Consider the following 15,613-nt stretch of genomic DNA (forward strand, 5'->3'; position numbering starts at 1 on the left):
GGAATTTTTGTGAGCAAGTCCCTGCAAGCCATTCGTGGCATGAACGACATCCTGCCGGACCAGACGCCGCTGTGGCGCTACTTCGAAGGCACCGTATCGCGTTTGCTGGATAACTACGGTTATCGCCAGATCCGCATGCCGATCGTCGAGTTCACCGAGCTGTTCAAGCGCTCCATTGGAGAAGTGACCGACATCGTCGAGAAAGAGATGTACACCTTCGCCGACCGTAACGGCGACTCGCTGACCCTGCGCCCTGAAGGCACGGCGGCGTGCGTACGTGCGGTGCTCGAGCATGGCATCACGGGCGGTGGTCAGGTGCAGAAGCTCTGGTACATTGGCCCTATGTTCCGCCACGAGCGTCCGCAGAAAGGCCGTTATCGTCAGTTCCACCAGATCGGATGCGAAGTGTTCAACCTCGACGGTCCGGACATCGACGCCGAGCTGATCGTGCTGACCTGGCGTCTGTGGGGCCTGCTGGGCATCCGCAACGCGGTCAAGCTCGAACTCAACAGCCTGGGCACCAGCGAAGCGCGTGGACGTTATCGCGAAGCGCTGGTCGAGTACCTCTCGGCCCGCCTCGAACAGCTGGACGAAGACAGCCAGCGCCGTCTGAAAACCAACCCGCTGCGCGTGCTTGACACCAAAAACCCTGAAACCCAGGCGGTGCTGGTCGATGCGCCGAAGCTGGCGGACTACCTGGACGACGAGTCACGGGTTCACTTCGAAGGCCTCAAGGCGCGTCTCGACGCGGCTGGCATTCCTTACGTGATCAACCCGAAACTGGTTCGTGGTCTGGACTATTACAGCAAGACCGTTTTCGAATGGGTCACCGACCAACTGGGTGCTCAGGGCACTGTCTGCGCGGGCGGTCGTTACGACGGTCTGGTCGAGCAGATGGGCGGCAAGCCGACCACCGGCGTGGGTTTTGCCATGGGCATCGAACGTCTGGTGCTGCTGCTGGAAACCCTGGAGCAGGTCCCGGAAGAGATTTCGCGCACCATCGACGTGTACGTCTGTGCCTTTGGCGAAGCCGCAGAGCTGGCTGCCCTGGCGCTGTCGGAACGTCTGCGCGATCAGGCACCGAACCTGCGTCTGCAGGTCAACGCCGGAGCTGGCAGTTTCAAGAGCCAGTTCAAGAAAGCCGACAAGAGCGGCGCGCTGTATGCGCTGATCCTGGGCGATGAAGAGCTGGCTCGCAAGGAAGTGGGCGTCAAGCCTCTGCGCGGTCAGGGCGAACAACAAAATATTGCCTGGGATGCTCTTTCCGAGCACCTGGCCACCTGCATCGTGCAGGGTTGAAGCTGATAAACAGCCGAATCAGATAGGAGTATTGGGGTGTCGAGTACCGATGATGAACAGCTGGCGGCGGTAAAAGACTGGTGGCAGCGTAACGGCAAGCCCCTGGTCACCGGCGGTCTGCTCGCGGTGATCGTTGTGTTGGGCTGGCAAGCCTGGCACCGCTATCAGAACAACCAGGCACAAGGTGCTTCGGCCCTGTACCAACAGTTGCTGGAAACAGCCTTGACCCCAAGTGGCCAGGCCGATGCCGGCCGTGTGGCGGAAATCGCCGGCAAGCTGAAAAGCGAATTTGGCGGCACCCCGTACGCACAGTACGGCAGCCTGTTCGTGGCCAAGGTCGCGGTCGAAACCGGCAAGCTGGACGATGCTGCAAACGAACTGAAAGCGGTCAACGACAAGCCGGCCAACCCGACGCTGGGTGAAATCGCCCGTCAGCGTCTGGCTCGCGTGCTCGCGGCACAGAACAAGGCAGAAGACGCGCTGAAGCTGCTCGACGGTCAGGTCGACAAGGCATTCGCGGCCAGTCGTGAAGAGCTGCGCGGTGATCTGCTGGTTCAGCTGGGTCGTACCGACGATGCTTATGCTGCATACAAAAAGGCCAAGGCTTCGCTGTCCGAGGAAGCGGCAGTGGGTGGCTTGCAAATGAAGCTCGACGATCTGGCGAAAGGGGATGCGTGACGTGATTCGTTGGAAACATGCAGCATTGCTGGCTCTGGCCGTTTTGGCCGCGGGTTGCAGCAGCAACACCAAAAAGGAATTGCCTCCGGCCGAGCTGACCGACTTCAAAGAAGAAGTGGTCCTGCAAAAGCTGTGGAGCCGCTCGGTCGGTGACGGCCAGGGCGACATCTACAACATGCTGGTTCCGGCCATCGACGGCGAGAACATTTACGCGGCGGACGCCAACGGTCTGGTCATGGCGATCAACCGTAGCAATGGCGACGTGGTCTGGAAGAAAGAGCTCGAGCAGCCTGTTTCCGGCGCCGTCGGCGTGGGCTCCGGCCTGGTCATGGTCGGCACCCTGCGCGGTGAAGTGATCGTCCTGGACGAAGCCACGGGCGAGCAGAAGTGGAAAGCCAAGGCGACCAGCGAAGTGCTGTCTTCGCCGGCCACCAACGGTGATGTGGTTGTTGCTCAGACCCAGGATGACAAGGTCATCGGTTACGATGCTGCGACCGGTAATCAGCGCTGGATCTACGAAAGCAGTCCTGCGGTTCTGACCCTGCGCGGCACCGGTGCTCCGATTGTCACCAACCAGCTGGCGGTCGCGGGCCTGTCGACCGGTAAGGTCGTGGCACTGGACATCAACAACGGCGTGCCGGTCTGGGAGCAGCGCGTAGCTATTCCACAAGGTCGTTCGGAACTGGACCGCGTGGTCGACATCGATGGCGGCCTGCTGTTGTCCGGCTCGACCCTGTACGTCGCGACCTACCAAGGCCGTGTCGCGGGTCTGGAACTGCAGAGCGGCCGTGTGTTGTGGCAGCGTGATGCATCGAGCTACTCGGGCGTTGCCCAGGGCTTTGGCAGCGTCTACGTTTCCCTGGCCAACGGCACGGTTGAAGGCGTCGATGAGCGTTCTTCCACCGCACTGTGGAGCAATGACTCGCTGGCGCGTCGTCAGTTGGGTTCGCCGGAAGTGTTCTCCAGCTACGTAGCAGTGGGCGACATGGAAGGTTACCTGCACCTGCTCAGCCAGGTTGACGGTCACTTCGTCGGCCGTGAAAAGATCGACAGCGACGGCCTGCGTGCACGCCCGCTGGTGTCGGGCAACACCATTTACGTCTTCGGCAACAGTGGCAAGCTGGAAGCCCTGACGATCAAGTAGTGGCTGTCTATGCTTGAGGAGGCCAGTCAACCGGCTTTCCTCGAGCGGCCCCGCTCTGACGGGGCTTGCGGCACTTCGGGTGCCGCTCCGAACTCCGGCCGCTGCCTTGCAGCGGCTTTTGTATTTTCTGAAATAACGAAGTGGAGAGCCGCATGGTTCCCGTAATCGCCCTGGTGGGTCGACCGAACGTCGGCAAGTCCACCTTGTTCAACCGCCTGACCAGGACTCGCGACGCCATCGTCGGCGACTTGTCCGGTCTGACCCGTGATCGCCAATACGGTGAGGCCAAGTGGCAAGGGCGTACCTACATCCTGATCGACACCGGCGGTATTTCCGGTGATGAGCACGGCATGGACGAAAAGATGGCCGAGCAGTCGCTGCTGGCCATCGAAGAAGCCGATGTCGTGTTGTTCCTGGTGGACGCCAAGGCCGGCTTCACCGCCGCCGACCAGATGATTGGCGAGCACCTGCGCAAGCGCAACAAGACCTCGTACGTGGTCGCCAACAAGGTCGACAACATCGACCCTGACATGGCCCGCGCCGAATTTGCGCCATTGGGCATGGGCGACGCGATTCCGGTCGCCGGTGCTCACGGTCGCGGCATCACCCAGATGCTGGAAATCGCCCTGAGCGAATTTCCGAAAGACGCGGACGAAGTGGAAGAGGGTGAAGAAGAGGACGTTGCTGAAGGCGAAGAAGCCAAGCGCATCCCGGGCCCGAGCGAAAAAGACGGTATCAAGATCGCGATCATCGGTCGTCCGAACGTCGGCAAGTCGACGCTCGTCAACCGCATGCTCGGCGAAGACCGCGTCATCGTCTACGACCAGCCAGGCACGACCCGCGACAGCATCTACATCCCGTTCGAGCGCAACGACGAGAAGTACACGCTGATCGACACCGCCGGTGTGCGCAAGCGCGGCAAGATCCACGAGGAAGTCGAAAAGTTTTCCGTAGTGAAAACCCTGCAGGCGATCAAAGACGCCAACGTGGTGATCTTCGTGATGGACGCCCGCGAAGGTGTGGTGGACCACGACCTCAACTTGCTGGGCTTTGCCCTGGAAGCAGGCCGCGCACTGGTCATCGCTTTGAACAAGTGGGACGGCATGGTCCCGAGTGAACGTGACTACGTGAAGACCGAGCTGGAACGCCGCTTGTTCTTCGTCGACTTCGCCGACATCCACTTCATCTCGGCGCTGCACGGCACGGGCGTGGGTAACCTCTACCAGTCGGTTCAGAACTCGTTCAAATCTGCCGTGACCCGCTGGCCGACCAGCCGCCTGACGCAGATTCTCGAAGATGCCGTTAGCGAGCACGCGCCACCGATGGTTGCCAGCCGCCGCATCAAGCTGCGTTATGCCCACTTGGGCGGCGCGAACCCGCCGATCATCGTGATCCACGGTAACCAGGTCGACAAGGTACCGAAGTCTTACGTCCGCTACCTCGAAAACACCTACCGTCGTGTGCTCAAGCTGGTCGGTACGCCGATCCGCATCGAGTTCAAAGGCGGCGAAAACCCGTACGAGGGCAACAAGAACACGCTGACCGACCGTCAGGTCAACAAGAAGCGTCGCTTGATGTCGCACCACAAGAAGGCCGACAAGAAGCGCAAGGATAAGCGCTGATTGTGTAACGGTCTTTCTTCGAAAAAGGCGCCTTTGGCGCCTTTTTTTGTGTTCGCCGTATGGGCTATCCTGCGAGTCCCCGTGCCGTTCTGGAGCCGGGTGTGGAGCAGGAAAACCCTATGATCACCAGCAAATTGCCGAACGTTGGCACCACCATCTTTACCGTGATGTCCCAGCTTGCAGCCGAAACCGGGGCGATCAATCTTTCTCAGGGTTTTCCCGATTTCGATGGGCCCGACGCGCTGCGTGAGGCCCTCTGCCGTCACACCATGGACGGCCACAACCAATATGCGCCGATGACCGGCCTGCCCGCATTGCGCGAGCAGGTGGCCGCCAAGATCGCCCGATCCTACGGGCGTCAGGTCGACATGAATACCGAGGTCACGATCACCCCGGGTGCGACCCACGCGATTTTCTGCGCGATTCAGACCGTGGTGCGTGCCGGCGATGAAGTCATTGTTTTTGATCCGAGCTACGACAGTTACGAGCCCTCGGTCGAACTCGCGGGCGGCCGTTGTGTGCACGTGCAGCTCAAGGACGGTGATTTCTCCATCGACTGGGAAAAGCTCAATGCGGCGCTGAGCCCGCGTACGCGCATGATCATCATCAATACGCCACACAACCCGAGTGGTGCCTTGATCACACGTGGGGAACTCGACCAACTGGCCGCGTTGATTCGGGATCGCGACATCTATCTGGTCAGCGACGAAGTCTACGAGCACTTGGTGTTCGACGGCGTGAAGCATGCCAGCGTGCTGGCGCACGAAGAGCTTTATCAGCGTGCCTTTGTCGTCAGTTCCTTCGGCAAGACGTACCACGTGACGGGCTGGAAAACCGGTTATCTGGTCGCGCCACCTGCGCTGACCGCCGAAATGCGCAAGGTCCACCAGTTTGTCGGGTTCTGCGGTGTGACGCCTTTGCAGTGGGCGTTGGCCGACTACATGGCTGAGTGCCCTGAGCATGTAGAAGAGCTGCCCGCGTTCTATCAGGCCAAACGGGACTTCTTCTGCGATCAGCTGGAGTCGTCGCGCTTCACCTTTACGCGAGCCGCAGGGACCTACTTCCAACTGGTCGATTACTCGCAGATCCGTCCGGACTTGAACGACGTCGAGATGTCGCTATGGATGACCCGTGAGCATGGCGTCGCGAGCATTCCGATCTCCGTGTTCTATCAGAATCCGCCTGAAGGCCAGCGCATCATCCGGCTGTGCTTTCCCAAGCGAGAGGAGACGTTGCGTCAGGCAGCGGAAAAATTATGCGCGATCTGAGCGATCTGCCGAACCTGAACATCGCCCTGGTACAGACCACCCTGGTCTGGCACGACTGCAAAGCCAACCATGCGCACTTCGAGGATTTGCTCGACCAGGCTCAAGGTGCCGATCTGGTGATCCTGCCGGAGATGTTCACCACCGGCTTCTCCATGGAGTCCGAAGCACTCGCCGAACCCGAGAACGGCGTGACGTCTAAATGGCTGCTGGCGCAGGCCAAACGCATCAACGCTGTGGTGACCGGCAGCGTGATCGTGCGTGCGGCCGATGGCAGTCATCGCAATCGTCTGCTGTGGGCGCGACCTGACGGCGAGCTTCTGCACTACGACAAGCGCCATCTCTTCCGCATGGCGGGTGAGCATGAGCATTACAGTCCGGGCGAGCGGCAGGTGCAGTTCGAACTCAAGGGCTGGCGGATTCGTCCGCTGATCTGCTACGACCTGCGGTTCCCGGTTTGGAGCAGAGATGCGCGCGACACCGACTTGTTGTTGTACACCGCTAACTGGCCGGGGGCCCGCCGTCAACACTGGAACCGCCTGTTGCCCGCTCGGGCCATTGAGAACCTGTGTTATGTGGCGGCAGTGAACCGTATCGGTACCGACGGCAAAGGGTTTGCCTACACCGGCGACAGTCAGGTACTGGATTTCCAGGGCGAAAGCCTGTTGAACATTGGGGAGGCGGACGGTGTTTTCCATGTCAGCCTGTCTGCCGAGAGCCTGGCCGCGTACCGGCAGAAATTCCCGGCCTATCTCGACGCTGATACATTCGAGATACACTAAGTTCATAGAGTCAGAGGGGGATGCGGTCGATAGCGTTGTACCCAAACAGGAGATCGGTATGACCACCATCAACGCGTCCTCACTCACTTCGTACGCCAGTACCTTCACCGTTGCCGTCAAGAAAGACACCGCGACGGCTGACAGCGACGACACCTCGACCACCGCAGCCGCCGCATCGACTTCGGCTTCCGCATCGGGCGCTGCAGGCGGCGCACAGGCTGCGGGCGGCGCCAGCGGTAGCTCGGATTCTTCCAGCGAAAGCGAGCAGGCGATCGAGAAGCTCGAGCAGCAGATCAAGGAAACCGAGAAGCGCTTGCAGGAGCAAGAAGAGCAATTGGCGGCGGCTCAGGCGAGCAAAGGCTCCGATGAAGAAAAATCTCAGCGTGTGATGGCCATTCAAGGTCAGATCTCGACGACCACCGCCAGCCTGGCCACTCAGGAAGCAGCGCTGGTCCAGCTGCAAAAGTCCGGCAGTATCAACACCACCGCGTAAAACGTTGACGAAAGCGTTCCATGGCCCACGCCGTGGGGCGCTTTTGCGCGCGTATGAAAGATGGCCTTCAGTTCTTTGTAAGCCAGCCGATACAAAGTGCACTAAACAGGAGTTTGATCATGACCACTATCAACACCAGTTCGTTGAGTGCTTACTCCAGCGTGTTCACGGCTGGCTTCAAGAATGATGAGTCCACCAAGAGCGATGCCACTAACGCCAGCGTGAACCTGCGCGGCAACGTTTATCAATCGCCTGGCGCTTCAAAGTCAGGCGAAGCAGAGAGCGGGGGCAGTCCGCGAGAGCAGGCCATCAAGCAGTTGCAGGAGCAGATCAAGCAGACGCAGAAGATCCTCCAGCAACAGCAGCAGCAATTGGCCGTCGCCCAGAACAGCAAGGCGCCGGAGCAGGAGAAGGCCACGCAGGTGCTTGCTATTCAGCAGCAGATTTCCGGCACGATGGCGCAATTGAGCGCGCAGCAGGCGGCGCTGCTGGAATTGATGAAAGGCACGGTCAAGACCACCGCTTGATCTAACCCGCGTTTACAAACAAAAGGCCCTGAAGCATTCACTTCAGGGCCTTTTTCGTAGCGTGCATACAACGATCATCTGCGCGGTTGTTTCAGATCTGTGGGAGCGAATTCATTTGCGAGAGGCCAGTACAGTCGACGAATCTTTCTCGTCTTGAATACCGCATCGCGAATGAATTCGCTCCCACAAGGCTCAGAATCAGGCTTCAGATTACGCGGCTTTCGCTGCGTCTTCCGCTTGAGACAACGCACGGTTCAACGCGCTGAACAGGGCTTTGAAGCTGGCAGTGGTGATGTTTTCATCAATGCCCACGCCGTGTACCGCACGCTCGCCGTTCACCCGCAGTTCGATGTAGGCAGCGGCCTTGGCCGTGGTGCCTGCGCCGATGGCGTGCTCGTTGTAGTCCATGATCTCGGCGTTGACTGGCAAGCCGGCCACCAGCGCTTCCAGCGCACCGTTACCCTTGCCGCGCCAGTGCAGGTTGCTCTCGCCGTCGCCCTTGGCAGTGACTTCGACTTCTACCGCACTGTGGCCGTTTTCTTCCTGCAGGCGATGGCTGACCAGCGCATACGGTTTGTTGGCTTGCAGGTATTCGCGCTTGAACAGCGAATAGATCTGCTCAGCGGTCATTTCCAGGCCCAGACGGTCGGTTTCGCCCTGAACCACCTGACTGAACTCGATCTGCATGCGACGCGGCAGGGAGATGCCGTATTCCTGCTCCAGCAGGTAGGTGATACCGCCTTTGCCCGACTGGCTGTTGACTCGAATCACCGCCTCGTAGCTGCGACCGATGTCCGCAGGGTCGATGGGCAGGTAAGGGACTTCCCACAGCGTGCCTTCCTTCTGCTGGGCAAAGCCCTTGCGGATGGCGTCCTGGTGGGAGCCGGAGAACGCGGTGTGAACCAGGTCGCCGACATACGGGTGACGCGGGTGAACCGGAATCTGGTTGCACTCCTCGACGACTTTGCGCACGCCGTCGATGTCGGAGAAGTCCAGCTGCGGGTTCAGGCCCTGGGTGTACATGTTCAGTGCGACCGTCACCAGGTCGACGTTGCCGGTACGCTCGCCGTTGCCGAACAGGCAGCCTTCGACGCGATCTGCGCCCGCCATCAAGCCCAGTTCGGTCGCTGCTACGCCAGTGCCACGGTCGTTGTGGGTGTGCAGGCTGATGATCACGCTGTCGCGACGGCTGATGTTGCGGCAGAACCACTCGATCTGGTCGGCGTAGATATTCGGGGTAGCGACTTCAACGGTGGCCGGCAGGTTGAGAATCACCTTGTTCTGCGGCGTGGCGTTCCACACTTCGATGACCGCGTCGCAGACTTCCTTGGCGAAATCCAGCTCAGTGGCGCTGAAGGTTTCAGGCGAGTACTCGAATTGCCACTGGGTTTCCGGCTGCTGTGCGGCGTATTTGACGAACAGCTTGGCGGCGTTGACCGCGATGGCCTTGATGCCGTCCTTGTCCTGATTGAAGACGATGCGACGGAAGGACGGGGACGTGGCGTTGTACAGGTGAACGATGGCTTTCTTGGCGCCGCGCAGGGATTCGAAGGTGCGTGCGATCAAGTCTTCACGGCCTTGGGTCAGCACCTGAATGGTGGTGTCGTCCGGGATGTGGCCGTCTTCGATCAGGGTGCGCACGAAGTCAAAATCAGTCTGGGAGGCCGCCGGGAACGAGGCTTCGATTTCCTTCACACCGACCTGCACCAGCGTCTTCCAGAAACGCAGCTTCTTGACCGAATCCATCGGCTCGATCAGCGACTGGTTACCGTCACGCAGGTCGGAACTGCACCAGATCGGCACCTCGGTAATGGTCTTGGAAGGCCAGGTGCGGTCAGGCAGGTCGATGACAGGAAACGCGCGGTACTTCTGCGAGGGATCTTTGAGCATGGTCATGTGGACAGTCCTTTTTGTACTCAGGGCCGAGAGAAGGCGGCCAGCCGATTAATGCGAGGTGTAGCGTCGAGGCACCGCGATTTAGCCTGGCAGTCGTGCACTGACGAGACTGAGGCAGCGATGTTGACGCAGCAGAATGAGGGTTTGAGAGGCTTTCATGTGCTCAACCGTAACCAATGGGGTGAAAGGTGGCAAGCAGTTGAAAAAAATTGGGAGAAGTTTTCGATAGCCCCGCGCTAATGAGATTTATCGGCAGGTTATCTCTGTTTTGCGAGATTTTATTGCCGGGCTGTTTCAGTCTGCGCAACTCGGCTAATTGTAGGAGCGCGCTTGCCGCGATTGCGCTGTGTCAGGCAACAATTAGCTGACTTGACCTCTCGCAATTGCGGGCAAGCGCGCTCCTACAGGGTTCAGACCGGCGAATCCCTTGGCCTACGGCTGAAACGCGTTGATAAAAATCGCCGGGTCCACGCGCGCATCGTTCAGGCTGACGTTCCAGTGCATGTGCGGGCCTGTCGCGCGACCGGTTGAACCGACGCGACCCACGACGCCACCCCGAGGTACGGCGTCGCCGACTTTCACGTCGATCTTCGACATGTGGCAGAACATGCTGATGAAGCCTTGCCCGTGATCAACGAACACTGTGTTGCCGTTGAAAAAGTAATTGCCGATCAGGATGACCTTGCCCGCAGCGGGTGACTTGATCGGTGTGCCCGCAGGGACAGCGAAATCCAGGCCAGCATGGGGGTTGCGCTCTTCACCGTTGAAGAAACGGCGCACGCCGAACTTGCTCGACAGCGGGCCGTCGACCGGTTTGTCCAGCAACAGGTTACTCGGCGTTCCTGGCGTGAAACTGCGGTAGGCGCGCATTTGCACCTCCAGCTCCTGCTCGATGCGTTTCAGGTCATCCGGATTCGGATTGACCTGGCGTTGGTTCTTCAGGGTGATGTGCTGCTCGGGGTACTTTTTGCTGGCGACGACAAACGGCAGCGTGCGACCGCCACTGCTCACCTGCTGGGACGTGCCGGGCTTGATCGTCAGCGGGATGCCAACGATGGCCAGCCAGCGGGCGTCCTGATCCTTGACCACCAGCACCGGCTTGCCCTGCCAGGTCGCTTTAGGCGCCTGAGCGGCCGGACCGAGATCGACCACCGCCACGCCACCGGGCACCGGCTTGTTCAGCAGGCGAGAAATGTAGCTGTCGGCGTAAGCGGGCAGCGTCACGCAAAGCGCCAGCGCGACGCCGGCCAGAGAGCGGGAAATAAAAGGCAGCATCGGTCAATCCAGAAGAGAAAGGGTGACGGGCGTCAGGTGGTTATCTTCAACGCGCACGTGCAGTTCGCCCTCGGCCAGTTTCGCGGTCAGGCGCTGGCCGGTGTGAGTCTGTTCGGCCGTCCGGATCGCCTTGCCGCGCTCGTCCAGCAAAATGCTGTAGCCGCGTCCCAGCGTCGCCAATGGGCTCACCACGTTGAGTGTTTGAACCTGCGTTTGCAGTTGTAGGCGGCGGGTCTTGATGTTCTCCTTGATCGCACGCGGCAGGCGTTCGGCCAGGACGTCCAGTCGCTGGCGCAGGAACGCCAGCGTGCGTCCAGGGTGTTGCGCGGCCAGACGGCTTTCCAGGTGACTCATGCGCACCTGCCGTTTGTGCATCTGCTGCTCGAACGCACGGCGCATGCGCATGTCCAGATCATCCAGACGTTGAGCGCGCTGGCGCAGTCGTTCACCCGGATGACGCAGACGCCGCGAGATACCGTCCAGCCTCAGTCGCTCACGCATCAGGCGATCTTGCATACGACTGATCAACCGCCGTTGTAGGTTGTCGACGCGGCGGTGGAGGTCGCTGGAATCGGGTGCCAGCAGTTCAGCCGCAGCGGAGGGCGTCGGCGCGCGAACGTCGGCGACGAAGTCACTGATGGACACGTCGGTTTCGTGACCGACCGCGCTGACAATGGGCGTCACGCACGCGTCGATGGCGCGGGCGACCGCTTCCTCGTTGAAGCACCACAGGTCTTCCAGCGAGCCGCCGCCGCGGGCAAGGATCAAGGCGTCGAAGCCGCGAGCGTCGGCCAGTTTCAGCGCACGAACGATCTGGTTGATGGCTTCGCGTCCCTGCACGGCGGTGGGGATCAGCGTCAGTTCCACCTGCGGCGCGCGACGGCGGAACACGCTGATGATGTCGCGAATCACCGCGCCCGTGGGCGAACTGATGATGCCGATCCGTTGAGGGTGCAAGGGCAGGGCGACTTTGCGCTCGGCGCTGAACAGTCCTTCAGCGCTGAGTTTTTCTTTCAGCGCATCGAACGCCAGTCTCAACGCGCCGTCACCGGCGGGTTCGACGGTATCGAGGATCAACTGATAGTCGCCGCGACCTTCAAACAGGGAAACCTTACCCCGCACTTTCACCGCTAGCCCATCTTTCAGCGCCTGACGCACGCGCGCGGCGTTGCTGCGGAACAAGGCGCAACGCACCTGGGCGCCTGTGTCCTTCAGCGTGAAGTACACGTGACCGGACGCCGGGCGCGACAGGTTGGAAATCTCCCCCTCGACCCAGATACTGGCGAAAACGTCCTCCAGCAACACGCGGGCGCGGCCGTTGAGCTGGCTGACAGTGAGGACTTCCCGGTCAAGGCCGAGTCTTGCGAAGGGGTCTTTGATCATGCGGGGCATGATAAAGGCATTGGGGCCAGGGTCACCAGACTAATAGATGACGCAGGAAACCCTGTGGGAGCGAATTCATTCGCGATGGATCGGTACATTCAATAGATATCTCGCCTGATACGTCTTTCGCGAATGAATTCGCTCCCACAGATGGATCTGTATTCCACCCTGAATATCCGCTGACCCATCCTGCGTCCCGGGATATTCTGTGGGCCGCCGTTCATTCATGGAAGACATGATGCTCACCGTCCTCACCGAGTTGTCGAGTGCTTTCACTGAGTTGGGATTGAGCCCGACTGACTGGCTATTGATAGAGGCCGGCGTCATCGCCGCCTATCTGGTATTCGCCATTGCCGGTTTTGGCACGGCCCTGGTCGCAGGTCCCGTCCTGATTCATTTCATGCCGTTGTCGCGGATCATCCCGCTGCTGGTGATGCTGGATTTCCTCGCCGCGTTCAGCCATTTACTGCCGTCGCGTCAATCAGTGGTGCGCGCAGAGCTGCTGCGCATGGTGCCGTGCATGGCGGTGGGTTGTACGCTGGGTGTGCTGTTCTTGCTGAATCTCAAATCCGATGTGCTGCTGTTACTGATGGGATTGTTTCTGATCGGCTATTCGGTTTACAGCCTTGCCGTGAAGGTGCGCCCGACCCAGCTCTCGGCAGGCTGGTCGATTCCGATGGGCACCGTGGGCGGGTTGTTTGGTGCGCTGTTTGGCAGTGGCGGCTTTTTATATGCGATGTACCTCAACGGCCGCCTGACCGACAAGACGCAGGCCCGTGCCACGCAAAACGCGCTGATCAGTTGCAGCACCATCGTACGCCTGAGCCTGTTTGTCATCACCGGCGTGTACGCCCAGATCTCCCTGCTGTTACTGGCGGTGTGCCTGTTGCCGGCCATGATTATCGGCTCCTGGATCGGTCGGCGCCTGGTCATGCGCCTGTCGCGTGAGATGTTCGTGCGTCTGGTGACCTGGATGGTATTGCTCAGCGGCATCACGCTTATCGGTCGTTATTTTGCCGGCTGAGGAAGCCATACTTGACGTCAACAGCGGGGGTATTAAGCTGCCGCCCCCGATCAAACGTCAGACAGGCCCGTCATGAACACCCAAAGCATCATCGTCCCGCAAATCTCCAGCTTTCCTGCGCACGAAGCGAAGGCGCGGGCGATTTTGCGCTGGCTGGTGAAGCTGGACGTGGTGGAAGCATCCCTGACCACCTGCGGGCGCAGTTTCAATCGGATGGCGTATGCCATCGCACCCGGCGCGCGGCGTTTTGTCGAAAACCCGGATGCTTTGCCTTACGGTCAGGCGGTCAATGGCCTGGAAATCGTGCTTAAGCGCTGCATCTATACCCCGCAGCAGGGTTTCAAGGAGGAGGCCGGTTGCCCCGAGTGTCGGCGGGAGATCGGTGAGGCGCTGTTCGACAGTCTGGAAGAATGGATGCCGGGCCACACCGACAACTTCATCTGCCCGGAATGCCGCCATGAAGACGACATCAACGGCTTTCTGTTTCTGGATCCGTGCGGCTTTTCCAACCTGGGTTTCATCTTCAATGACTGGCTGGATGCCGGCTTCAAGGCGAGCTTCCTGGAAGAATTCGCCGAACGTCTGGATCGTCCCGTGTCCTTCGTCAAAGTTCGCCTATAAGTACGGAAAGCAGTGATAGAGCGGGTCGATCATTCTGATTATTAAATAGACTGATCTTTACATTGAGCAACAGCAGGTGTCTGGGTATAATGGCGCGCTTCCATTTTCCCGCTCGGGAGCCCAGCGATGCTGCGTATCAGCCAAGAAGCCCTTACATTCGACGACATTCTCCTTGTGCCCGGTTATTCCGAGGTGCTTCCCAACGAAGTCAGTCTGAAAACCCGATTGACCCGTGGCATCGAACTGAACATCCCCCTCGTTTCCGCCGCTATGGACACCGTTACTGAAGCCCGTCTGGCAATCGCCATGGCTCAGGAAGGCGGCATCGGCATCATCCACAAGAACATGACCATCGAGCAGCAAGCTGCCGAAGTGCGCAAGGTCAAGAAGTTCGAAGCGGGTGTGGTCAAGGACCCGATCACCATCGAGGCGGATGCCACCGTTCGTGATCTGTTCGAATTGACCCGTCAACACAACATTTCCGGTGTGCCGGTTCTGCACGACGGCGAGCTCGTTGGCATCGTGACCTCTCGCGACGTACGTTTCGAAAATCGTATGGACATCCCTGTTCGGGAAGTGATGACGCCGAAAGAGCGTCTGGTCACTGTTCGTGAAGGCGCCGACAAGTACGAAGTACGCGATCTGCTGCACAAGCACCGCCTTGAAAAAGTCCTGATCGTCGACGACAAGTTCGCGCTTAAGGGCATGATGACCGTCAAGGACATCGAAAAATCCAAAGCCTACCCGCTGGCCAGCAAGGACGACCAGGGTCGTTTGCGTGTTGGCGCTGCGGTCGGCACCGGTAAAGACACCGGTGAGCGCGTCAGTGCCCTGGTCGCTGCCGGCGTTGACGTCATCGTTGTCGACACCGCCCACGGTCACTCCAAAGGCGTGATCGACCGCGTTCGCTGGGTCAAGCAGAACTTCCCCGACGTCCAGGTCATCGGCGGCAACATCGCCACCGGCGCTGCTGCACGTGCACTGGTCGAAGCGGGCGCTGACGGCGTCAAGGTCGGTATCGGTCCTGGTTCCATCTGCACCACACGTATCGTGGCTGGCGTCGGCGTTCCGCAAATCAGCGCCATCGCCAACGTTGCATCGGCGCTTGAAGGCACCGACGTTCCCCTGATCGCCGACGGCGGCATCCGCTTCTCCGGTGACCTGTCCAAGGCCATCGTGGCCGGTGCCTACTGCGTGATGATGGGCTCGATGTTCGCCGGTACCGAAGAGGCACCGGGCGAAATCGAACTGTTCCAGGGTCGTTCTTACAAGGCGTACCGTGGCATGGGCTCTCTGGGTGCAATGTCCCAGGCGCAAGGCTCCTCGGACCGCTACTTCCAGGACTCATCGGAAGGTGCCGAGAAACTGGTACCGGAAGGTATCGAAGGCCGTGTTGCCTACAAGGGCTCGCTGACCGCCATCGTTCACCAACTGATGGGCGGCCTGCGTTCTTCCATGGGTTACACCGGCAGCGCCGACATCCAGGAAATGCGCACCAAGCCTGAATTCGTACGCATCACCGGCGCCGGCATGGCCGAGTCTCACGTTCACGACGTGCAGATCACCAAGGAAGCGCCGAACTATCGCGTAGGTTGATCTGAAAT

General features: G+C 59.9%; 14 protein-coding genes. 11 read left to right on the forward strand and 3 right to left on the reverse strand.

From position 1 onward, the window contains the following. Positions 1-9 precede the first annotated feature (9 nt). The 8 genes from hisS (at position 10) to ABDX87_RS19175 (ending at position 7,810) form a co-directional block, all read left to right on the forward strand. Complete coding sequence (gene hisS, locus ABDX87_RS19140; RefSeq protein WP_346829287.1) at positions 10-1,299, forward strand: histidine--tRNA ligase; 1,290 nt, start codon at positions 10-12, stop codon at positions 1,297-1,299. A gap of 36 nt (positions 1,300-1,335) precedes the next feature. Beyond that, positions 1,336-1,977: a YfgM family protein gene (locus ABDX87_RS19145; protein ID WP_346829288.1), complete on the forward strand. Its 642-nt coding sequence runs from the start codon at positions 1,336-1,338 to the stop codon at positions 1,975-1,977. Further along, entirely contained in the window at positions 1,970-3,121 is a 1,152-nt protein-coding gene (gene bamB, locus ABDX87_RS19150) for an outer membrane protein assembly factor BamB (RefSeq protein ID WP_346829289.1), read from the forward strand. The genes ABDX87_RS19145 and bamB overlap by 8 nt, the downstream gene beginning before the upstream one ends. Positions 3,122-3,273: 152 nt before the next feature. Beyond that, positions 3,274-4,743: a ribosome biogenesis GTPase Der gene (gene der, locus ABDX87_RS19155; RefSeq protein WP_346829290.1), complete on the forward strand. Its 1,470-nt coding sequence runs from the start codon at positions 3,274-3,276 to the stop codon at positions 4,741-4,743. Positions 4,744-4,862: 119 nt separating this feature from the next. Then, positions 4,863-6,011 carry a pyridoxal phosphate-dependent aminotransferase gene (locus ABDX87_RS19160; protein WP_346829291.1) on the forward strand — a complete coding sequence of 383 codons (1,149 nt, stop codon included), beginning with the start codon at positions 4,863-4,865 and terminating at the stop codon, positions 6,009-6,011. Continuing rightward, entirely contained in the window at positions 5,999-6,790 is a 792-nt protein-coding gene (locus ABDX87_RS19165) for an amidohydrolase (protein WP_346829292.1), read from the forward strand. The genes ABDX87_RS19160 and ABDX87_RS19165 overlap by 13 nt, the downstream gene beginning before the upstream one ends. A gap of 58 nt (positions 6,791-6,848) precedes the next feature. Then, positions 6,849-7,283: a hypothetical protein gene (locus tag ABDX87_RS19170; protein ID WP_346829293.1), complete on the forward strand. Its 435-nt coding sequence runs from the start codon at positions 6,849-6,851 to the stop codon at positions 7,281-7,283. A 119-nt stretch (positions 7,284-7,402) separates the two neighbouring features. After that, positions 7,403-7,810: a hypothetical protein gene (locus ABDX87_RS19175; RefSeq protein ID WP_346829294.1), complete on the forward strand. Its 408-nt coding sequence runs from the start codon at positions 7,403-7,405 to the stop codon at positions 7,808-7,810. Positions 7,811-8,020: 210 nt separating this feature from the next. On the opposite strand, the gene leuA is transcribed toward ABDX87_RS19175, so the two are convergent. From leuA to xseA, 3 genes are all read right to left on the reverse strand, one after another. Then, positions 8,021-9,706: a 2-isopropylmalate synthase gene (gene leuA, locus ABDX87_RS19180; protein WP_346829295.1), complete on the reverse strand. Its 1,686-nt coding sequence runs from the start codon at positions 9,704-9,706 to the stop codon at positions 8,021-8,023. Between the two features lie 432 nt (positions 9,707-10,138). Beyond that, positions 10,139-10,981, reverse strand: a complete 843-nt coding sequence (locus ABDX87_RS19185; RefSeq protein WP_346829296.1) for a peptidoglycan DD-metalloendopeptidase family protein — start codon at positions 10,979-10,981, stop codon at positions 10,139-10,141. Positions 10,982-10,984: 3 nt separating this feature from the next. Then, positions 10,985-12,364, reverse strand: coding sequence for an exodeoxyribonuclease VII large subunit (gene xseA, locus ABDX87_RS19190; protein ID WP_346833566.1), 1,380 nt, complete (start codon positions 12,362-12,364; stop codon positions 10,985-10,987). Positions 12,365-12,602: 238 nt separating this feature from the next. Between xseA and ABDX87_RS19195 the strand changes: the two genes are divergently transcribed. From ABDX87_RS19195 to guaB, 3 genes are all read left to right on the forward strand, one after another. After that, positions 12,603-13,388, forward strand: coding sequence for a sulfite exporter TauE/SafE family protein (locus ABDX87_RS19195; RefSeq protein ID WP_346833567.1), 786 nt, complete (start codon positions 12,603-12,605; stop codon positions 13,386-13,388). Between the two features lie 72 nt (positions 13,389-13,460). Continuing rightward, positions 13,461-14,009, forward strand: coding sequence for a sugar ABC transporter ATPase (locus ABDX87_RS19200; RefSeq protein WP_346829297.1), 549 nt, complete (start codon positions 13,461-13,463; stop codon positions 14,007-14,009). Positions 14,010-14,135: 126 nt separating this feature from the next. Next, positions 14,136-15,605 (forward strand): IMP dehydrogenase, encoded by a 1,470-nt coding sequence (gene guaB, locus ABDX87_RS19205; protein ID WP_346829298.1) that lies wholly within the window; start codon positions 14,136-14,138, stop codon positions 15,603-15,605. Positions 15,606-15,613 lie beyond the last annotated feature (8 nt).

The organism is Pseudomonas abietaniphila, from assembly GCF_039697315.1.
GTDB classification, from domain to species: Bacteria; Pseudomonadota; Gammaproteobacteria; order Pseudomonadales; family Pseudomonadaceae; genus Aquipseudomonas; species Aquipseudomonas abietaniphila_B.